Genomic DNA, 20,018 nt, shown 5'->3' with positions numbered 1-20,018 from the left:
CGACCTGCGACTACGGCGGTGATCTTGGCTTGGCCAAGCGAGAGGCCGCGGTGATCGGTATCTACAATCGACTCGGTCGTTCAGGTCGATATCGGACGTAAGACACCCCGGTCAGTCCCCTCTCCCTCCGGGAGAGGGCTAGGGTGAGGGGCTTTTGATCTTCAGTTGAACTCATCCCCAACCGGATACCGGCTGGCATTCAAGCTTTCCTTGATCTTGCGCAGATGTGGCTGGAAGTCCACGCCTCGGCGCAAGGTCATGCCGGTGGCCAGCACGTCGAGCACGGTCAACTGAATGATCCGCGAAGTCATCGGCATGTAGATGTCGGTGTCCTCTGGCAACGGAATGTTCAGGCTCAGGGTGCTGGCCTTGGCCAGTGGCGAGTTCTCGGCGGTCAGGCCCAGTACCGAAGCGCCGTTCTCCCGGGCGATTCGCGCCACTTCCACCAGTTCGCGGGTGCGGCCGGTGTAGGAAATGATCACGAACAGCTCGCCGGTGTGCGCCACCGAAGCAATCATGCGCTGCATCAGCACGTCGGCATGGGCCGTCACGGCGAGGTTGAAGCGGAAGAACTTGTGCTGCGCATCCAGCGCCACCGGCGCCGAGGCGCCTAGGCCGAAGAAATGGATCTGCCGGGCCTGGATCAGCAGGTCGACAGCGCGGCTGATCAGGTTCGGGTCCAGGGCCTGCAAGGCGCTGTCCAGCGAGGCCATGGCGCTGCCGAAAATCTTCTTGGTATAGGCCTCGGGATTGTCATCGGCCTCGACGGCACGACTGACATAAGCGGCACCGCTGGCCAGGCTCTGGGCCAGTTGCAACTTGAGTTCGGGGTAGCCACTGACGCCGAACGAACGGCAGAAACGATTGACCGTCGGTTCGCTGACCGAGGCAGCCTGGGCGAGGGCGGCGATGCTGAACCGAGTGGCTTGCTGCGGGTTGAGCAGGATCACTTCGGCGACTTTGCGCTCGGCCTTGTTCAGCTCTTCAAGGCGATTCTGGATTTGTTCCAGTAAATTCCGCACGCGGTCCATATGAAATTCCTTGATTCACCGGCGCCGATAAGCGCGCGGCTAATGCAAAAAGGGCCTTTGGTGAGGCCCGTCACGGTGGCCTATCCTACTGATGGCTCCGACCGACCACCACTCGGAATCTGTATTTTGCGGAAATGTTGTGGTTATTACTACATTTCCCCTTGAGTGATGCCTTGAAAAAAGGTATTTGTAGCTTAACTTGATAAAAGAACAAACATCATGCTCTCGATTACGGTTGAACCGTGCACCTTTGCCTTGTTCGGCGCCCTCGGCGATCTGGCCTTGCGCAAGCTGTTTCCTGCCCTCTATCAACTCGACGGCGCAGGCCTGTTGCACGAGGACACGCGGATCATCGCGCTGGCCCGTGAGGCTGGCAGCGAACAGGAGCACCTGACGTTCATCGCCGCCGAGTTGCGCCGCTACGTCGAAGCCAAAGACCTCGACGAAGCCGTGGTCGAGCGTTTCCTGGCGCGCCTGAGCTACCTGCACGTCGACTTCCTCAAGTCTGAAGATTATGTCGCCCTGGCCGAAATGGCCGGTACCGCACAGCGCGTCATTGCCTACTTCGCCACGCCGGCAGCGGTCTACGGTGCGATCTGCGAGAACCTGGCGAAAGTCGGTTTGGCCGAAAACACCCGTGTGGTGCTGGAAAAGCCTATCGGCTCGGACCTGGAGTCGTCGCGCAAGGTCAACGACGCGGTGGCGCAGTACTTCCCGGAGAACCGCACCTACCGTATCGACCACTACCTGGGCAAAGAGACGGTGCAGAACCTGATTGCCCTGCGTTTTGCCAATAGCCTGTTCGAAACCCAGTGGAACCAGAACTACATCTCCCACGTGGAAATCACCGTGGCCGAGAAGGTTGGCATCGAAGGCCGCTGGGGTTACTTCGACAAGGCCGGTCAGCTGCGCGACATGATCCAGAATCACCTGTTGCAGCTGCTCTGCCTGATTGCCATGGACCCGCCGGCCGACCTCTCCGCCGACAGCATCCGCGACGAGAAGGTCAAGGTCCTCAAGGCGCTGGCGCCGATCAGCCCGGAAGGCTTGACCACCCAGGTGGTGCGCGGCCAGTACATTGCCGGGCACAGTGAAGGGCAGTCGGTGCCCGGTTACCTGGAAGAACCGAATTCCAACACCCAGAGCGACACCGAAACCTTCGTTGCCCTGCGCGCCGACATCCGCAACTGGCGCTGGGCGGGCGTGCCGTTTTACCTGCGCACCGGCAAGCGCATGCCGCAGAAGCTGTCGCAGATCGTCATCCACTTCAAGGAACCGTCGCACTACATCTTCGCTCCCGAGCAGCGCCTGCAAATCAGCAACAAGCTGATTATCCGCCTGCAACCGGACGAAGGCATCTCCTTGCGCGTGATGACCAAGGAACAAGGCCTGGACAAGGGCATGCAGCTGCGCAGCGGTCCGTTGCAGCTGAATTTTTCCGACACCTGGCGCAGTGCACGGATCCCCGATGCCTACGAACGGTTGTTGCTGGAAGTGATGCGCGGCAATCAGAACCTGTTTGTCCGTAAAGATGAAATCGAAGCCGCGTGGAAGTGGTGTGACCAGTTGATCGCCGGGTGGAAAAAATCCGGTGATGCGCCCAAGCCGTACGCGGCCGGGTCCTGGGGCCCCATGAGCTCCATTGCTCTGATCACGCGGGACGGGAGGTCGTGGTATGGCGATATCTAAACTCGAATTGCCTCAGGGCGTCAGCGCCCATGAGTTCAAGAACCCGGCGCAACTGGCTGAAGGCCAGGCACTGGCGGTGGCCAAACAACTGAGCGAGGCGATTGAAGCGCAAGGCACGGCGACCCTGGTGGTCTCCGGCGGGCGCAGCCCCGTGGCGTTTTTCCAGCACTTGGCCAAGCAGCCGCTGGATTGGACGAACGTGGTGATCAGCCTGGCGGACGAACGCTGGGTACCGGTCGAGCACGCCGACAGCAATGCCGGTCTGCTCAAGCGCTACCTGCTTCAAGGTCCGGCGGCCAAGGCGCAGTTCCTCAGCCTGTACAGCGCCAGCGCCAATCTGGAAGAGGCGGCCGAGCAGGCTGATCGTCTGCTCTCCGAGTTGCCGGTGATCGATGTGCTGGTGCTGGGCATGGGTGATGACGGTCACACCGCGTCGCTGTTCCCCAACAGCCCGAACCTCGCCGAAGCCCTGAAAGCCGATGGCATTCGTCGCTGCTGGCCGATGATGGCGCCGACCGTGCCGCGTCAGCGCCTGACCATGAGCCGTGCACTGCTGGCTTCGGCCAAACACAAGATTCTGTCGATTTCCGGTCAGTCCAAGCTGACCACCCTCGATGCCGCATTGGCCGGTGATGATGTTGCCGCCATGCCGATTCGCGCGTTTTTGCAACCCACGTTAGAGATTTACTGGTGCCCATGAGCCAAGGAACAGCCGCTATGACAAATCCATCCCCAACCGTTTCCATGGCGGATAAAGTGACCCTGATCGACAACCTCTGCGCCAAGGCGCGGATTTTGCCGGTGATCACCATCGCCCGTGAGCAGGACGTCCTGCCGCTGGCCGACGCCCTTGCCGCCGGTGGCCTGACCGCCCTGGAAGTGACCCTGCGCTCGCAGTTCGGTCTCAAGGCCATCCAGATCCTGCGCGAGCGGCGTCCGGAACTGGTGACCGGTGCTGGCACCGTGCTTGATCGCCAGATGCTGGCGGCGGCTGAAGCGGCAGGCTCGCAGTTCATCGTCACCCCAGGCATCACCCGTGACCTGCTGGAAGCCAGCGTTGCCAGCCCGATTCCGCTGCTGCCAGGCATCAGCAATGCCTCGGGCATCATGGAAGGTTATGGCCTGGGCTATCGCCGTTTCAAACTGTTCCCCGCCGAAGTCAGCGGTGGCGTCGCGGCCATCAAGGCCCTGGGCGGTCCGTTCGGCGAAGTGAAATTCTGCCCGACTGGCGGCGTGGGTCCGGCCAATATCAAGAGCTACATGGCATTGAAAAACGTCATGTGCGTGGGTGGTAGTTGGATGCTTGATCCGGAGTGGATCAAGAACGGCGACTGGGCCCGCATTCAGGAATGCACCGCCGAGGCCCTGGCGCTGCTGGACTGATCGCTTCACCCCGACACTTCGTTGTGTGTTCTACGGCTTTACGGTGCGCTTGGTCGGTGCACCGTTTTTTTTTGGCCTGGAAAAAGCCTGGGATTTTCAGCTATCCGGGAAAAGGACATCCTGCGATACATAGTTATCGCCTCTGTACATGCATCCAGCGCTAACCTGAAGTTCATCTTATGGAAGAGAGAACGTCATGGACGTCATTACCCCCGATGCACCTGCAACCCCGGTCTGCCTTCTGTCTCCGGAGCAGATTGCCGGCCCCTATTTTCGTAACCCGAACCTGATCCGCCGAAACATCAGCGAAGGTGTCGACGGAGTTCCCCTGGTGCTGCGCCTGGCCCTGGTCGATGCCATGACTTGCGAGCCGGTGCCCGACGCGCTGGTGGACATCTGGCACTGCAATGCACGGGGAGCCTATTCGGGTTGGAGCAAAATCAATCCGGACATCGAAGCCGAGTCCGGCGACATCGGTGCAGTTCCTCGAACCGATGACGATACCTGGCTGCGCGGTGCGCAGTTCAGCGACCAGGCGGGCATCGTGCGCTTTACCACGATCTATCCGGGTTACTACGCCGGTCGTGCCTTGCACATTCACGTCGCGGTGCGCATTACCGCCGGCAACAATCATCTGGAAGAGCGCCATGTCGCCTGGGTCGGGCAGCTTTACCTGCCGGACGTGGCGTCGCGCTCAGTACTCAACGGGCGGCAATACAGCGGTCGAGCGGTACCGGCACTGAGCAACGAACAGGACTTTTTCTACACCAGCATGGGCGGTGAAGGCTCGACCCTGAGCGTGCACACCTTGGGTCGGGATTCGAACGAGGACGGATTTTTCGGGCACATGACCATCGGCATCGACACCTTTGCCGTGTCGACGCAGATCAGGCCAGAAGACTTCGACAAGTACACCGTCTGAGGGTCAGCTCAGTTCGGTCAGCGCCTTGATCAGTGCATCCATGTCGGCCGCCGTGGTGGTGAGCCCCGGCGTGATACGGATGCACGGGCCACACGCCGCGCCAGTACGTACAACGGTGAACAGGTTGTAATCATGGAGCAGTCGCTCAGCCATCACTTGCTGGTCGTTGTGATCGGTGAAACGCAACGAGGTGATGCCGCAATACAGTCGCGGGTCATCGGGTGTCAGGACCTCGATACCCGGTAACTTACGCGCCGCGTTGACCCAGCGGTTGCGCAGATAGTTGAGCCGCGCGCCTTTGGCAGCAGCACCGCCCATCGCAGCATGTTCTTCAAGCACCAGCGGCAAGGTCATCAGGGCCGGTATGTTCGGCGTGCTGTAGGAGGTACGGGCTCGAATGTCGCTGACCGGGAAGTGCATCTCGCCCATGTCCGGGTCGATGTCGACCAGGTGCTCAGGTGCTATGTACAGAAAGCCCAGGGTCAGCGGGGCGCCTATCCACTTGTGCAGGTTGTAGGCCGCGAACACGATGCCCAGCTCGTTCAGGTCAAACTCGATTTGACCCAGGGCATGGGCGCCGTCGAGGATCACGTCGATCCCCTGTTCCTTCGCGGCGGCAGCAATGGCCTGTACCGGCATCACCAGGCCGGTGCGGTGGGTGACATGGGTCAGCGCCATCAATTTCAGGCGCGGATAACGGGCGAAAGCTTCGCGGTAGTTATTGAGCAAACTGTCGTAGGTCGCCGGGTGCGCGTGCTCGATCTCGATCACTTCGACGCCGCGATGGCGCGCCAGCCAGCCCATGGCGCCCTTGACCGTGTCGTACTCCAGGTCGCAGAACAGCACCTGATCACCGGGTTGCAGACGGTTGTAGTTGCGAATCAGCGACTGCAGACCCTCGGTGGCATTGCGGGTGAGGGCGATGCCATCGGCGGGCACGCCCATCAGTCGGGCCAGCTGAGCACGAATCCTCAGGCCGTCGACGGGTTCGAAACGCTGACGCACATGCACCGAGTTGCTGCGGTTGATCAGCTCGATGTTGCGCTGATACTCCTCAACCACCGTGCGCGACATGCGCCCGAAATAACCGTTTTCCAGATTGATCGGTCCGGGTTCGCTGTCGTAGCGATCGGCAAAGGTTTGCCAGAAGTCTTCGTCACGGGCGCGTCGGGTGTTATCGGGCATGGGGGCTACTCAGTGAATGAATCAGTGACGCGGGGCAGGCTTGCCGTGTTTGGCGCGTAGCGGTTCGAGCAGGTCCGACAAACCGTTGTGATCGATCTCCTGCATCAGTGCCAGCAGGCCACCGAGTTCGCCATGGGGGAAACCTTCGCGGGCGAACCAGTTGAGGTACGGGCCGGGCAGGTCGGCAATGATGCGTCCCTTGTACTTGCCGAAAGGCATTTCCCGGGTGATCAGCAGTTCAAGTTTTTCAGGGTTCATCGCTCGGTCGTCTTGATTCAGTCAGTCTGGAAAATACAGGCATTCTGCATGCAGGCCAATTGACAGATCATGCAAATAAAACGGATACAGATTTCTGGATAATGAATAACTTATTGATATCTAAGTAAAAAATAACAACTTCCAAGCTGGCATGCAGGGTGCAATACCTATTACACCTTCATCCACCGCAAGGAATTGAAAAATGACCGACATGAATAAAGAAGCGATTTCTGTACTCAACGACCTGATTGAAACCAGCAAGGACGGTCAGGAAGGGTTCAAGACTTGCGCTGAAGACATCAAGCATCCGGAACTCAAAACCCTGTTCGTGAATCGTTCTGCCGATTGCGCGGCCGCTGCGGCCGAATTGCAATCCGCCGTGCGTTCGATGGGTGGCGATCCGGAAACCACCACCAGTGTCAGCGGTGATTTGCACCGTCGCTGGGTCGACGTGAAGTCGATGTTCACCGGCAAGGGCGAAGAAGCCGTGCTCAACGAAGCCGAGCGCGGTGAAGACCATGCGCTGAAGGCTTACCGCGATGCCATGGAGAAAATCAACAAGCACAACCTGGTCGGTATTCGTGACCTGGTTGAACGCCAGTACCACGGCGTGCAACGCAACCACGATCAGGTCAAGGCCCTGCGTAACCAGGCTCGCGCCCGTTCGTAAGCAACACTGAAAAACCTGTGGGAGCGAGCTTGCTCGCGATGACGGACTGACATTCAACACCGATGTTGAATGATCTGGCCCATTCGCGAGCAAGCTCGCTCCCACATTGTTTTATGGCAGGAACAATCAGCCGATGCTGATCGCCGGCAAGGTGGTCAGGGTCACGCTCTGCTGTTTGCGCGGCGCAAGGATTTCCGCCTCGCCATCCACCACCAGCTCATCGCGCTGGTTGAACACGCGGGTGGCGATGCGCACGCGAAACTTTGGCAGCTTTTCGAGGATTTCCAGGCGCACGGTGAGGGTGTCGCCGATCTTCACCGGCTTCTGGAAGCTCATTTGCTGGCCGATGTAGATGGTCCCGGGCCCAGGCAGTTCGCAGGCCACGGCGGCACTGATCAAGGCACCGCTGAACATGCCGTGGGCGATGCGCTCCTTGAACATCGTACTGGCGGCGTATTCGGCATCCAGGTGCACCGGGTTGTGATCGCCCGACATCGCGGCGAACAACTGAATGTCGCGCTCTTCAACGGTCTTGCTGAAACTGGCGGTCTGCCCGACTTCAAGGGCTTCGTAAGGGGTGTTGGTAACCTGGGTCATCTGTCTCTATTCCTGTCACGAATTAATGAATACGGAAAAACTATTCGGATCGCTGTGGCCGAGGGGTGCTCAAGGCCTGTGCGATCCAGTTCAGCACGTCGGCGATGACTTCATCGCGATTGCTCTCGTTGAACAGTTCGTGGCGTGCCTGCGGGTAAATGGTCAATTGCAGGTGCCGGCTGCCGGCCGCACGCAGCGCGTCGGCCAGATCCTTGAGACGTTTGCCTTCACTCACCGGATCACATTCACCGCCAATCACCAGCAGCGGCAGGCCCGGGTCGATCTGGGCGAGATTGGACGCTTTGCTGATTTGCTGCAAGCCACCGAGCAGGTCGACCCACAGTTGATTGGTGCAGCGAAAGCCGCACAGCGGATCGTTGATGTACAGATCGACCTGGGCCGGATCGCGGCTGAGCCAGTCGAACGGCGTACGTGCAGGCTTGAATTTCTTGTTGAACGAGCCGAACGACAACCACTCGATCAGCGCGCTGCGCCCCTTCGGACCCTGGCGCCAGCGTTCCAGGCGGGCGATCTGCCGCGCCACGCCATAGAGCGCCACGGGCTGGAAGTTCGAACCACTGAGAATCGCCCCGTGCAGGCTGGCGCTGTGATGCAACAGGTAGGCCTGGGCGATGTAGCTGCCCATGCTGTGACCCAGCAGCAGTATCGGAATACCGGGATAGTGCTGGCCGATGTGCTGGTTGAGTTTGGCCAGGTCGCTGACCACCGTGCACCAGCCGTCATCGTCGGCGTAATGCCCGAGCGTACCGTTTTCGGCAGTTTTGCCGTGCCCGCGCTGGTCCGGCGCGCACACGCCATACCCCTGGGCGCAGAGTTTTTCCGCGAGAGGGGCGTAACGACCACTGTGCTCGGCCATGCCATGGGCCAGCAGAATCATTGCCTTGAGGCTGCCTTCGGGAAGCCACTGATTGACGAACAGAATCTGGTGATCGCTGGTCGTCAGCCAGAAAGTGTCATGGATCATTGCGGTTCCTTTGCATGGGGCTGCCGGGTCGGAAACAGCTCGTTGCATTTTATAGCGCATCCTTCGCCCTGCGTCTGATCAGGCCACACAACGGCATCAAGATTCACGTGATCAATGACGGTTGTGGGCATATTTGCCTGAATCGCCATAACTGCTAGTGTCCGTGAAGCTCCGTTTTAGCTGCCGGTTTTTTGATGATCGGCACATAACGGTATCGGATAGGCTCAGGTAAGAGGACAAGAACAATGCAACCTGATTTCTGGAATGACAAACGCCCGGCCGGCGTCCCCCTGAACATTGATGTCGGGGCCTACAAGTCGGTGATCGAGGTGTTCGAGCGTTCCTGCAAGAAATTTGCTGACCGACCTGCGTTCAGCAATATGGGCGTGACCCTGACCTATGCCGAACTGGAACGCCACAGTGCAGCGTTTGCCGGTTACCTGCAGGCCCACACCGACCTGGTGCCGGGCGACCGCATCGCGGTGCAGATGCCCAACGTCCTGCATTATCCGATTGCCGTGTTCGGTGCCTTGCGCGCCGGGCTGGTGGTGGTCAACACCAACCCGCTGTACACCGCGCGGGAGATGCGCCATCAGTTCAAGGACTCCGGTGCCCGGGCACTGGTCTACCTGAACATGTTCGGCCAGAAAGTCCAGGAAGTGCTGCCCGACACCGATATCCAGTACCTGATTGAAGCGAAGATGGGCGACTTGATGCCCACCGCCAAGGGCTGGCTGGTCAACACCCTGGTCAAGAGGGTGAAGAAGATGGTCCCTGACTACTCCTTGCCTCAGGCCATCTCGTTCAGGAGTGCGCTACGCATGGGCCGTGGCCTGGGCATCAAGCCTTTGAACGTGGGCCTCGACGACATCGCTGTGCTGCAATACACCGGCGGCACCACGGGCCTGGCCAAGGGCGCGATGCTGACCCACGGCAACCTGGTGGCCAACATGCAGCAAGTGCGCGCGTGCCTGGAGCAGTTCGGCAGCGACGGCCAACCGTTGTTGCGCGAAGGGCAGGAGGTTATGGTCGCGCCGCTGCCGCTGTATCACATCTATGCCTTCACCGCGAATTGCATGTGCATGATGGTCTCGGGCAATCACAACGTGTTGATCACCAACCCGCGGGACATCGGCGGCTTCATCAAGGAGCTGAAGAACTGGCGTTTCTCGGCGCTGCTGGGGCTCAACACGCTGTTCGTCGCGTTGATGGATCACCCGGACTTCAAGACCCTGGATTTCTCTTCCCTCAAGCTCACCAACTCCGGTGGCACCGCGCTGGTCAAGGCCACGGCCGAACGCTGGGAAGAACTGACCGGTTGCCGCATCACCGAAGGTTACGGCCTGACCGAAACTTCCCCTGTCGCCTGCACCAACCCCTACGGCGACCAGTCGCGACTCGGTACGGTCGGCCTGCCGGTGCCGGGCACCTCGCTCAAAGTCATCAATGACGAAGGCGTTGAACAACCTTTGGGCGAGCGTGGCGAGTTGTGCATCAAGGGCCCGCAGATCATGAAGGGCTACTGGCAGAAGCCCGAGGCCACCGCCGAAGTGCTGGATGGCGAAGGCTGGTTCAAGTCCGGCGATATTGCGGTGATCGATCCGGACGGTTTCGTGCGCATTGTCGATCGCAAGAAGGACATGATCATCGTCTCCGGTTTCAACGTGTACCCCAACGAGATCGAAGACGTGGTCATGGCCCATCCGAAAGTCGCCAACTGCGCGGTGATCGGCGTGCCTGACGAGCGTTCGGGGGAGGCGGTGAAGTTGTTCGTGGTGGCGCGGGAGGCCGGTGTCAGTCTTGAAGAGTTGAAGGCCTACTGCAAAGAGAATTTCACCGCGTACAAGGTGCCGAAACACATTGTCTTGCGTGAGTCGCTACCGATGACGCCGGTGGGCAAGATATTGCGGCGGGAGTTGCGGGATATCGCTTAATCGGTGGTGAATGGCCGCGCATCGCGCGGATCGCGAGCAAGCTCGCTCCCACAAAGGTTTCTGTTGAACCTGTGGGAGCGAGCCTGCTCGCGATTTTTTTTTGAAGGCCCCGGAATACGGGGCTTTCAGCGACATATAGGTTTTTTGCTCTAAAATGACCGTTTCGTGGTCTTGAGTCACAAATGTGACCGTAGAGGCCGCTTTTGGCTCTAGTCGACCCTTGGCAAAGCTGCTACTCTCGGCGCGCTTTGTGACTTCCGGGCCTGCTGTAAAAGCCGGATTCACCTTTAAACAAACACCAATAATAATCGCATCAAATGCGGTGCTGAATTCGCGTTGCTGAGGAGTGGGCTTCCATGATCGAAGACTTTTGGAAGGATAAGTACCCAGCTGGGATTGCTGCCGACATCAATCCAGACGAGTACCCGAATATTCAGGCAGTGCTGAAGCAGTCCTGCCAACGCTTCGCCAACAAGCCGGCATTCAGCAACCTGGGCAAGACAATCACCTACGGTGAACTGTACGAATTGTCCGGTGCCTTTGCCGCTTATCTGCAACAGCATACCGATTTGCAGCCCGGTGATCGAATCGCCGTGCAACTGCCCAACGTGTTGCAGTACCCGGTAGCCGTGTTCGGTGCGATCCGCGCCGGGTTGATCGTGGTCAACACCAACCCGCTGTACACCGCGCGGGAAATGGAACACCAGTTCAACGACTCCGGTGCCAAAGCCCTGGTGTGCCTGGCCAACATGGCGCACCTGGCGGAAACCGTTGTGCCGAAGACCTCCGTCAAGCACGTGATCGTCACCGAAGTGGCCGACCTGTTGCCGCCGCTCAAGCGCCTGCTGATCAACAGCGTCATCAAGTACGTGAAGAAGATGGTGCCGGCCTATCACCTGCCCAAGGCCGTCAAGTTCAATGACGTACTGAGCAAGGGCCTGGGCCAGCCAGTCGCCGAAGCCAACCCGAACAGCGGTGATGTCGCAGTGTTGCAATACACCGGCGGCACCACGGGCGTGGCCAAGGGGGCGATGCTCACCCACCGCAACCTGGTCGCCAACATGCTGCAGTGCAAGGCGCTGATGGGCTCCAACCTCAACGAGGGCTGCGAGATCCTGATCACGCCGTTGCCGCTGTACCACATCTATGCGTTCACCTTTCATTGCATGGCGATGATGCTGATCGGCAACCACAACATCCTGATCAGCAACCCGCGCGACCTGCCGGCGATGGTCAAGGAATTGTCCAAGTGGAAGTTCAGCGGTTTCGTCGGCCTGAACACGCTGTTCGTGGCGCTGTGCAACAACGAAGGTTTCCGCAAGCTGGATTTCTCGGCGTTGAAAGTCACCTTGTCCGGCGGCATGGCCTTGCAACTGGCCGCTGCCGAACGCTGGAAAACAGTGACCGGTTGCGCCATCTGCGAAGGCTACGGCATGACCGAAACCAGCCCGGTAGCGACGGTAAACCCGATCCAGAACATCCAGGTCGGCACAATCGGCATTCCGGTGCCTTCGACCCTCTGCAAAGTCGTCAATGATGCCGGCGTCGAACAGCCGATGGGCGAAATCGGCGAGCTGTGCGTGAAGGGCCCGCAAGTCATGAAGGGCTACTGGCAGCGCCAGGAAGCCACCGATGAAATCCTCGACAGCGAAGGCTGGTTGAAGACCGGTGACATCGCGTTGATCCAGCCTGATGGCTACATGCGTATTGTCGATCGCAAGAAAGACATGATCCTGGTCTCCGGTTTTAACGTGTACCCCAATGAACTCGAAGACGTGCTGGCTACGCTGCCGGGCGTGCTGCAATGCGCGGCCATTGGTATTCCGGACGAGAAATCCGGCGAGGCGATCAAGATTTTCATCGTCGCCAGACCGGGCGTGACCCTGACCAAGGAAGCGGTGATGGAGCACATGCGTGCCAACGTCACCGGCTACAAGGTGCCGCGCTCGGTGGAGTTCCGCGATGCGTTGCCGACCACCAACGTCGGCAAGATCCTGCGCCGCGAGTTGCGTGACGAAGAGCTGAAGAAGATCAAGGCCAAGAGCGCCGCGTAAAACAAAAAGCCCCGCAGATGCGGGGCTTTTTGTTGGTACAGAGCAAGGCTTAAATTAAGCGGTGAACCTGCCCCTCACCCCAGCCCTCTCCCGAGGGAGAGGGGGCCTTTCGCGTGTACTTCAAAACCTGAGTTCGACTCGAAATTTCAGGTCGGCGTAACTTGCCCACGCGCCTCGGTCAGTTCCCTCTCCCTCCGGGAGAGGGCTAGGGTGAGGGGAGAGGGGCCTCCCGCAATCTTACTGCCGGAACGGCGCGAAATTCACATTGGTCCCCGCCGGGCGCATGTCCTGCAGGAAGGAATCCTTGTCCGCACTCAGCTCCAGGCTCAAGGCCGCCTTACGCTTGCCTTCGTTACGCACCACCAGGCCTTCGAGCTTCTCGCGCAGGAACACCGTTGGCACTTTCAGGTGCAGCAGTTCGTCGGTGGCCGGGGTGTGCATCAGCAGGTGAATCCACTCGTACTGACCGATGGCCAGGCGCGTCACCGGCAGGTCGAACCACCAGATGTTGCGGTTGCGGTTCAGTTCGGCGAAGTGGCAGTTGTTGACGCCGAGCACCGCACCGCCCAGTTCCTGGTTTCTACGGGCAATGGCCTGCTTTTTATCGAGTTTCATAACATTCCTACGGGGTTGGATCTTCAGTGCTTGGCCTGAATGTGTGGCGCATTCTCGGGGGTTGGCCGGCAAACATAAAGCCCAACCTGCACTGAACGATGAAATGCCGTGGTGAAAATAAATGAAACTCCCTGCAAACGCCCTCGGTCAACCTTGTGTAACGAATTTTCCTCCATCGACATGCAAGCAGGAGAATCACCATGAGCAGCACAGGCGATAAAGTAAAAGGCATGGCCAACGAAGCCGCCGGTAACGTCAAGCAAGGCGTCGGCAAGGCCACCGGCAACGACAAGATGCGCGCCGAAGGCGTGATGCAGGAAAAGAAAGGCGAAGCCCAGCAAGCGGTGGGCAAAGCCAAGGATGCGTTGAAGAAAGGCATCGACAAGGCCTGATCCGGTCGTTGATACGCGTCAGGAACGGCCATCCACGGATGGCCGTTTTTGTGTCAGCCTGAACTTGAGCCCGGAATTTGTTTCAAAGTCGCCAACTGGGCTACCGTGATGAAAGCACACCGCCCCTGAGTCGCCACGACTTCAACCCACTGTTCACTGCGGCGAATGGAGACGCTAATGATTTTCCCGGACATGAAAGGCTTGCCCCTGCACCGTGTGATGTTGCGCACGGTCACCGAGTTCATCGAAGACGAGATGTCGACCTATGCCTCGGCGCTGGCCTATCAAATGCTGTTTTCGCTGTTTCCGTTCATCCTGTTCCTGATTGCCCTGATCGGCTTTTTGCACTTGCCGGACTTTTTCAGCTGGCTGCGCCTGCAATCGGAACTGGTGTTGCCACCCCAGGCGCTGGAGCAGGTCAACCCGGTGATCGATCAGTTGCAGCAGTCCAAGGGTGGCTTGTTGTCCGTGGGTATCGTGATCGCGCTGTACACCGCGTCTGCCGGTGTACGGCTGATGATGAGCGCAATGAACGCCGCCTATGACGTGGCTGAAGGCCGGCCGGTGTGGAAGCGTTTTCCGCTGTCGATTTTCTACACCGTCGGCATCGCCGGCATGCTCTTGATCGCGGCCGCGCTGATGGTGCTCGGGCCGCAAGTGATGAGCTGGATTGCCTCGCAGGTCGGCCTCGAGGACTTCATCGTCACGGTCTGGACCATCGCGCGCTGGCCGGTGATCGTGATTCTGTTGATGGTTGCGGTGGCTCTGATCTATTACGTGATGCCTGACGTCAAACAGGAGTTTCGCTTCATCACCCCAGGCAGCGTGCTGGCGGTGGTGGTGTGGATCATTGCCTCGCTGGGCTTTGGTCTGTACGTCAAGGAGTTCGCCAACTACAACGCCATGTATGGCAGTATCGGCGCGATCATCGTGCTGTTGCTGTACTTCTACATTTCCGCTGCCGTGCTGCTGCTCGGCGCGGAGATGAATGCGGTGATCGAACACATGTCCAACGAAGGCAAGGACCCCGGGGAAAAAGTCCCTGGTGAGCATGGCCCTGGCCAGGACGAAAAACACCACGTGTCGGGCATCGGGCGCGATCACTCGCTCAAGCCGACCTCTGACGAAGCCGGATCATGATTCGTGACATTCTGAAAATGGGCGATGAACGCCTGCTGCGTATTGCCCCGCCGGTCCCGACCGAGATGTTCGACAGCCCGGAGTTGTGGCAACTGATCGACGACATGTTCCAGACTATGGAAAGCGTCGGCGGTGTTGGTCTGGCGGCGCCGCAGATCGGTGTCGATCTGCAACTGGTGATCTTCGGCTTCGAGCACAGCGAGCGCTATCCGGATGCCGAAGCCGTGCCGCAGACCATCCTGATCAACCCGTTGATCACGCCGCTGAGTCCGACCCTGGAGGAGGGCTACGAAGGTTGCCTGTCGGTACCCGGCCTGCGCGGTGCGGTACAGCGTTACCAGCACATTCGCTACGAAGGCGTCGATCCCAAGGGCCAGCCGATCGTGCGCGTCGCCTCAGGTTTCCATGCGCGGGTGGTGCAGCACGAATGCGATCACCTGATTGGCCGCCTGTACCCGTCGCGCATCACCGATTTCAGCAAGTTCGGCTTCACCGAAGTGATGTTCCCCGATCTCGACCCGAACGCCGACGACTGAAGCCATAACCAACCTCTACAAAAAATCCGCATCAGATTTGAGTGGGCACCCACCCCATCGCAATCATCGGCTTGCTGCGCGCATAACGGCTCAAGCGCTCAACCATCGCGTAGGGCATCTCCGGGTCGAAGGTAAACCCCCGACCCTCATAAAACCCGCGCAAATCCGGATGACAGAACAACCACACCGGCAATTCGCAATCCTTTATTGCCGCCGCAATCAGCGCCCCTGCCAGCCCTTGCTCACGACAGGCCGGAGCGACGAACAACCCCGTCAGCCAATGCCCGCCAGCGACCGGGCGCAAACACAGCGCCGCCACGATCTCATCACGTCGCGCCACCCACAACTGGGCATCGCGCACCGCTTTCATCGACGACTGATGGGCACGGTAGAACTTGTTCATCAACGGCCACAGCTGCTCGTCGAGTCGAGTGAATCGGGTATCAGGCATGGTCTTGGGCTGTCGCTGGGCAAAGCGGCGATTATAAAAGAACGCCGGCGCACGGATAGGTGTATACCTGATCTCACATCCCCTGTGAGTGGAGTACGCATCATGTCCAAAGGTATGGATTCAAAGAAAGCCGCGAAAAAGAAACCGGCCAAGACCGCCATTGAAAAGCGTGCCGACAAGAAGGCCAAGAAGGTCGGCGTGTTCGGCCATTGAACCAGCGTTGACGTACCGTTCCCGCGCAAGGTGGGAACGGTACCTGTAAAAAATCTGCAAGATTTCCCCAGGCAGTTGCACAGAAAGGGACTGGTTCCCGATCCGAGCAACGCCATGCCCCATTACTTCGACAGTGCCCACCAACGAGAAATTGAAAGCCTGCGCCGCCGCTTCACCGCTCGCAGCGAATGGCCGACCTGGCTGTTGCTGATCGGCGTGTATACCGCATGGTTCGGCATCCTGCTGGGCAGCCATTGGCTGGGGGTGTGGGTTAGTACGCTGTTGCTGATTCCACTGCTGGTGCTGTGGTTGTCAGTGCAGCATGAATTGCTGCACGGTCATCCGACACGCTGGCCTGCGGTCAACAAAATCCTCGGTTATGCGCCGTTCGCTGTCTGGTATCCCTACACGCTTTATCGCGACAGTCATCTACTGCATCACCGCGATGAAGACCTGACGCTGCCTGGTCGCGATCCGGAAAGCCGTTACCTGAGCGCCGAGCAATGGCAGGGCAGTTCGATGTTCGCGCGCAGCCTGCACTGGCTGAACAAGACCACGTTCGGTCGCTTTGCTGTCGGCGCGCCGCTGGCCCTGTTCGGCTTGGCCCGGGAAGAACTGCAGCGTCTGCTGGCCGGTGATCGCCATGCCTGGCTGATGTGGGCGAGTCACGGCTCGTTGACGGTCGTGATGCTGCTGTGGATTGCGCATTTCAGCGCGCTGCCGGTGTGGCACTACCTGTTGCTGATCAGTGTGCCGGCGCTGTCGATTGCGATGGTTCGCTCCTACTATGAACATCGACCCCATGCAGCACCACAGCAGCGCACCGTGCTCAACGAGGCTGGTTGGCCGTGGCGCTGGCTGTTCCTGAACCTGAACTTTCACCTGGTGCATCACGATCTGCCGGGGCTGCCCTGGTACGACCTGCCGCGCGTCTATCGCAGTCGTCGCGAGCAGTGGGTGGCACGCAGTGGCGGGTTTCTGGTGCAGGGGTATGGGCAGTTGTGGCGGGTATATGGGGTGAAAGCCATCGATAGTCCGCGGCACCCGTTTTACTGATTTTTTGAATGACATGGACAATGGTTGATGACCCAACACTTTGCCGAGTTGCTGATGTACGTCGCCCCGGAGCCCATCCGGCAGGCCAATGAGCGCTGGCTGACGCGCATCGTCGAATTGCTGGGCGCGACTCGTCGAGATGCCCAGGGTCTGTCGCTGACAGCGCTGTGGCTGTCTCCGGAATTGCTGCTCACGCAAACCTGTGGCTACCCGCTGATGACCGCATTACGCGGCAAGGTTCGTGTGCTGGGCCGACCTCTTTATGAACTGCCGGACAGCAGCGGCGGCAATCATTGCAGCCTGATCCTGGGGCGCATCGACGATCCGCGAAGAAGCCTGGCGGACTTTCGCGGCAGCCGTGGCGTGATCAATGGCGAAGATTCCAACAGTGGCATGAACCTGTTGCGCCATCGACTGGCAGCCTTGCAGCAGGACGGGCATTTCTTCCGCGAGGTCGCCATCAGCGGCGCCCACCGTGAAAGCCTGCGCTGGTTGCGCGAAGGGCGTGCCGACCTGGCTGCCATCGACAGCGTGACCTTCGCTTATCTGGCGCGCCATGCCGAAGCGGAAGTGGCAGGGCTGCGAGTGGTGGCACGCAGCGCCTTCAGCCCGACCTTGCCGTTTATCACGGCAGCGACGGTCAGTGATCAGCAAACGGCAGAGCTGTTGCGGGTGATGAACCAGGCACTGCGTGAGCTGCCGGATGTGGTCGAGATACTTGGCCTACCAGAGGTTTTGCCCGCTGGAGAAGATGACTACGAGGTCGTTCTGGATTACCAGCGAGAGGCTGAAGCGTTGGGGTTCGGAATATTGCGCTGAGGGTGAGCACGCACCAGTCTTTGTGGGAGCGAGCTTGCTCGCGAAGACGACCTGTCAGTCGATGAAAATCTGTAACTCTGAAAAGGAATATAAAAATAAGTTTTAAGTATTATTAAAGAATAAGGCGCCTTGCTAGGATTCGCCTCACCGGACCACCGGACATTCAGCGACCCCTAACTCTGGAGCCTCTATGTCCGGCACCGACCTGTCCCATCGCATCGACGTGGGCGCCTTGTTTCGCGCCCATTACCCCTGGTTGTGCAATCACCTACACCAATATTTGGGTGCCAGTGCCGGTGTCGAAGACATTGCCGCCGAAACCTTCGTGCAACTGCTCGAATCGCCAAGCCTCACGCCCATTCGCGAACCGCGGGCATTGCTGACCACCATCGCCCGACGCCTGGTCTTCGAAGGGTGGCGGCGACGCAACGTTGAACGCCGGCACCTCGACCAGTTGCAGCACCTTGATCAAGCGCCCACGCCTTCGCCTGAAGAGCTGGCACAGATCAACCAGACGCTGCATGGCCTTGATCGCTCCCTCGAGCGTTTGCCGAGCAAGGTCCGCAAGACCTTTCTCCTGTCACGCATAGATGGCCTGACTTACCCGCAAATCGCCGCCGAGCTGGGCATTTCCCAGCGCTCGGTCAGCGTTTACATGACCCGCTCGCAAGCCCTGTGCGCCCGGCACAGCGCCAATCATTCCTGGAATCCAACCCTGACGAGGTCCGCATGAGATCGATCAAAACCCTGCTCGGCAGTTCGCTGCTGGCGCTCAGCCTTCTGGCCAATCAGGCCGGGGCCACGGAAAAAAACGCGCCCATTCACTTTGGCGACATTACCTGGGAAAGCGGTAGCCTGATCACCGAGATTCTGCGGTTGATCGTCGAGAAAGGTTATGGCTACCCGACCGATACCTTGCCGGGCAGTACCGTCAGTCTTGAAGCAGCGCTGGCCAAGAACGACATTCAAGTCATCGGCGAAGAGTGGGCCGGGCGCAGTCCGGCGTGGGTGAAGGCCGCCGCCGAAGGCAAGGTGTTTGGCCTGGGCGATACGGTCAAAGGGGCCACCGAGGGTTGGTGGGTGCCCGAGTACGTGATCAAGGGCGACCCCGAGCGCGGCATCAAGCCCTTGGCACCTGAGTTGAAATCGGTGGCCGATCTGGCGAAGTACAAGGACGTGTTCCGCGACCCCGAGGACCCAAGCCGTGGACGCTTCCTCAACAGCCCGACCGGCTGGACCTCGGAGATCGTCAACAGCCAGAAGCTCAAGGCCTATGACCTGACCGCCAGCTACGTCAACTTCCGCACCGGCTCAGGTGCCGCGCTGGACGCCGAAGTGGCGTCGTCGATTCGTCGGGGCAAGCCGGTGCTGTTCTACTACTGGTCGCCGACGCCACTGCTGGGGCGTTTCAAACTGGTGAAACTGGATGAGCCGCCATTCGACGCCGAAGCCTGGAAGACCCTGGCCGATGCCACAAACCCAAACCCGAAAGGCACGCGCTCGATGCCGGCCAGCCTGGCCATCGGTGTGTCGGCGCCGTTCAAAGCGCAGTACCCGGACCTGGTGAGTTTCTTTGAAAAGGTCGATTTGCCGATTGATCTGTTGAACCAGACTTTGGCGCAAATGAGCGAAAAGCGGCAGAAGCCTCGTGAAGTAGCCGAAGCGTTTTTGCGCGAACAACCGCAGGTGTGGCACGGCTGGGTGCCGAGAGAGGTGGCCTCTAAAGTGGGCGCCAGCCTGTAATTTTCCGATAGCCGATAGATAGCCATCGCGAGCAAGCTCGCTCCCACAGAGGTTGAGGGTGACCACCAACGTTGTGGATAGCCTCGATCCCATGTGGGAGCGAGCTTGCTCGCGATGGGATCCAAAGCCACCCTCTATTCCGGTCCCTCCGCTGCCAAAAATGACAGCGCCCCTTCGCGGTCCACATCACCTTCGCCTGCAACCCAGCCCCAGCCAGCTATGCTGAATAAACAGCGAGCAACCACCCGGCTGAACCGATTTTGTCCTCGATACTGGCCGACTAGTGGCCTTGCAAGGCCAAGGTAGCTGTCTATCATCACTTGTAACTAACTATGTCGAACGCTT

General features: G+C 59.4%; 21 protein-coding genes. 14 read left to right on the top strand and 7 right to left on the bottom strand.

The genetic code is table 11. The annotated features are described in order from the left end of the window. Nucleotides 1–161: 161 nt before the first annotated feature. Nucleotides 162–1,022 carry a MurR/RpiR family transcriptional regulator gene (locus tag EIY72_RS01625; protein ID WP_197678872.1) on the bottom strand — a complete coding sequence of 287 codons (861 nt, stop codon included), beginning with the start codon at nucleotides 1,020–1,022 and terminating at the stop codon, nucleotides 162–164. A 228-nt stretch (nucleotides 1,023–1,250) separates the two neighbouring features. Between EIY72_RS01625 and zwf the strand changes: the two genes are divergently transcribed. The 4 genes from zwf to EIY72_RS01605 all read left to right on the top strand — a co-directional run bounded on the left by zwf (nucleotide 1,251) and on the right by EIY72_RS01605 (nucleotide 5,025). After that, entirely contained in the window at nucleotides 1,251–2,720 is a 1,470-nt protein-coding gene (zwf, locus tag EIY72_RS01620) for a glucose-6-phosphate dehydrogenase (RefSeq protein WP_093226115.1), read from the top strand. Beyond that, nucleotides 2,707–3,420, top strand: coding sequence for a 6-phosphogluconolactonase (gene pgl / locus EIY72_RS01615; RefSeq protein ID WP_093226112.1), 714 nt, complete (start codon nucleotides 2,707–2,709; stop codon nucleotides 3,418–3,420). The genes zwf and pgl overlap by 14 nt, the downstream gene beginning before the upstream one ends. Nucleotides 3,421–3,437: 17 nt before the next feature. Beyond that, a complete protein-coding gene (locus EIY72_RS01610) occupies nucleotides 3,438–4,103 on the top strand; it encodes a bifunctional 4-hydroxy-2-oxoglutarate aldolase/2-dehydro-3-deoxy-phosphogluconate aldolase (protein ID WP_093226109.1) in 666 nt (221 codons plus the stop codon). Nucleotides 4,104–4,299: 196 nt separating this feature from the next. Beyond that, nucleotides 4,300–5,025, top strand: coding sequence for an intradiol ring-cleavage dioxygenase (locus EIY72_RS01605; protein WP_093226106.1), 726 nt, complete (start codon nucleotides 4,300–4,302; stop codon nucleotides 5,023–5,025). Nucleotides 5,026–5,028: 3 nt separating this feature from the next. On the opposite strand, the gene EIY72_RS01600 is transcribed toward EIY72_RS01605, so the two are convergent. Next, nucleotides 5,029–6,210, bottom strand: coding sequence for an aminotransferase class V-fold PLP-dependent enzyme (locus tag EIY72_RS01600; RefSeq protein ID WP_093226104.1), 1,182 nt, complete (start codon nucleotides 6,208–6,210; stop codon nucleotides 5,029–5,031). Nucleotides 6,211–6,231: 21 nt separating this feature from the next. Further along, on the bottom strand, nucleotides 6,232–6,468 hold the full coding sequence (locus EIY72_RS01595) for a DUF3820 family protein (protein ID WP_003227425.1): 237 nt from the start codon (nucleotides 6,466–6,468) through the stop codon (nucleotides 6,232–6,234). Between the two features lie 202 nt (nucleotides 6,469–6,670). On the opposite strand from EIY72_RS01595, the gene EIY72_RS01590 reads away from it, so the two are divergent. After that, nucleotides 6,671–7,138 (top strand): ferritin-like domain-containing protein, encoded by a 468-nt coding sequence (locus tag EIY72_RS01590; RefSeq protein WP_093226101.1) that lies wholly within the window; start codon nucleotides 6,671–6,673, stop codon nucleotides 7,136–7,138. Between the two features lie 126 nt (nucleotides 7,139–7,264). Here the strand turns inward: EIY72_RS01590 and EIY72_RS01585 are convergent, their stop codons facing one another. Together EIY72_RS01585 and EIY72_RS01580 are read right to left on the bottom strand one after the other, a co-directional pair. Next, a complete protein-coding gene (locus tag EIY72_RS01585; RefSeq protein ID WP_007995982.1) occupies nucleotides 7,265–7,735 on the bottom strand; it encodes a MaoC family dehydratase in 471 nt (156 codons plus the stop codon). Nucleotides 7,736–7,775: 40 nt separating this feature from the next. Further along, nucleotides 7,776–8,720, bottom strand: a complete 945-nt coding sequence (locus EIY72_RS01580) for an alpha/beta hydrolase (RefSeq protein WP_093226099.1) — start codon at nucleotides 8,718–8,720, stop codon at nucleotides 7,776–7,778. Nucleotides 8,721–8,965: 245 nt separating this feature from the next. Here EIY72_RS01580 and fadD2 point away from each other — a divergent pair, with 245 nt between their 5' ends. Together fadD2 and fadD1 are read left to right on the top strand one after the other, a co-directional pair. Next, nucleotides 8,966–10,654: a long-chain-fatty-acid--CoA ligase FadD2 gene (fadD2, locus tag EIY72_RS01575; RefSeq protein WP_093226096.1), complete on the top strand. Its 1,689-nt coding sequence runs from the start codon at nucleotides 8,966–8,968 to the stop codon at nucleotides 10,652–10,654. A gap of 356 nt (nucleotides 10,655–11,010) precedes the next feature. Beyond that, on the top strand, nucleotides 11,011–12,708 hold the full coding sequence (gene fadD1, locus EIY72_RS01570) for a long-chain-fatty-acid--CoA ligase FadD1 (RefSeq protein WP_093226093.1): 1,698 nt from the start codon (nucleotides 11,011–11,013) through the stop codon (nucleotides 12,706–12,708). A 237-nt stretch (nucleotides 12,709–12,945) separates the two neighbouring features. On the opposite strand, the gene EIY72_RS01565 is transcribed toward fadD1, so the two are convergent. Then, nucleotides 12,946–13,323, bottom strand: a complete 378-nt coding sequence (locus tag EIY72_RS01565; protein WP_008054262.1) for a hypothetical protein — start codon at nucleotides 13,321–13,323, stop codon at nucleotides 12,946–12,948. Nucleotides 13,324–13,523: 200 nt separating this feature from the next. Here EIY72_RS01565 and EIY72_RS01560 point away from each other — a divergent pair, with 200 nt between their 5' ends. The 3 genes from EIY72_RS01560 to def all read left to right on the top strand — a co-directional run bounded on the left by EIY72_RS01560 (nucleotide 13,524) and on the right by def (nucleotide 15,391). Continuing rightward, nucleotides 13,524–13,715 (top strand): CsbD family protein, encoded by a 192-nt coding sequence (locus EIY72_RS01560; protein ID WP_093226090.1) that lies wholly within the window; start codon nucleotides 13,524–13,526, stop codon nucleotides 13,713–13,715. 177 nt (nucleotides 13,716–13,892) lie between these two features. Then, nucleotides 13,893–14,855 carry a YihY/virulence factor BrkB family protein gene (locus tag EIY72_RS01555; RefSeq protein WP_093226087.1) on the top strand — a complete coding sequence of 321 codons (963 nt, stop codon included), beginning with the start codon at nucleotides 13,893–13,895 and terminating at the stop codon, nucleotides 14,853–14,855. Continuing rightward, the gene (gene def, locus EIY72_RS01550) at nucleotides 14,852–15,391 is read left to right on the top strand and encodes a peptide deformylase (protein WP_093226084.1); all 540 of its coding nucleotides are present in this window, start codon (nucleotides 14,852–14,854) and stop codon (nucleotides 15,389–15,391) included. The genes EIY72_RS01555 and def overlap by 4 nt, the downstream gene beginning before the upstream one ends. A gap of 31 nt (nucleotides 15,392–15,422) precedes the next feature. Here def and EIY72_RS01545 read toward each other — a convergent pair whose 3' ends face one another. Then, on the bottom strand, nucleotides 15,423–15,842 hold the full coding sequence (locus EIY72_RS01545; RefSeq protein ID WP_093226081.1) for a GNAT family N-acetyltransferase: 420 nt from the start codon (nucleotides 15,840–15,842) through the stop codon (nucleotides 15,423–15,425). 327 nt (nucleotides 15,843–16,169) lie between these two features. Here EIY72_RS01545 and EIY72_RS01540 point away from each other — a divergent pair, with 327 nt between their 5' ends. From EIY72_RS01540 to EIY72_RS01525, 4 genes are all read left to right on the top strand, one after another. Then, the gene (locus EIY72_RS01540) at nucleotides 16,170–17,111 is read left to right on the top strand and encodes a fatty acid desaturase (RefSeq protein ID WP_093226078.1); all 942 of its coding nucleotides are present in this window, start codon (nucleotides 16,170–16,172) and stop codon (nucleotides 17,109–17,111) included. A 27-nt stretch (nucleotides 17,112–17,138) separates the two neighbouring features. Beyond that, the gene (locus tag EIY72_RS01535; protein WP_093226075.1) at nucleotides 17,139–17,930 is read left to right on the top strand and encodes a phosphate/phosphite/phosphonate ABC transporter substrate-binding protein; all 792 of its coding nucleotides are present in this window, start codon (nucleotides 17,139–17,141) and stop codon (nucleotides 17,928–17,930) included. 190 nt (nucleotides 17,931–18,120) lie between these two features. After that, nucleotides 18,121–18,663: a sigma-70 family RNA polymerase sigma factor gene (locus tag EIY72_RS01530; RefSeq protein WP_093226073.1), complete on the top strand. Its 543-nt coding sequence runs from the start codon at nucleotides 18,121–18,123 to the stop codon at nucleotides 18,661–18,663. Next, nucleotides 18,660–19,673, top strand: coding sequence for an ABC transporter substrate-binding protein (locus EIY72_RS01525; RefSeq protein ID WP_093226070.1), 1,014 nt, complete (start codon nucleotides 18,660–18,662; stop codon nucleotides 19,671–19,673). The genes EIY72_RS01530 and EIY72_RS01525 overlap by 4 nt, the downstream gene beginning before the upstream one ends. The last annotated feature ends 345 nt before the right edge of the window (nucleotides 19,674–20,018 follow it).

The sequence above is a fragment of the Pseudomonas vancouverensis genome (genome assembly GCF_004348895.1).
GTDB classification, from domain to species: Bacteria; Pseudomonadota; Gammaproteobacteria; order Pseudomonadales; family Pseudomonadaceae; genus Aquipseudomonas; species Aquipseudomonas vancouverensis.
Note: the sequence above shows the minus strand (reverse complement) of the source record. Positions and strands in the feature narration are given on the sequence as shown.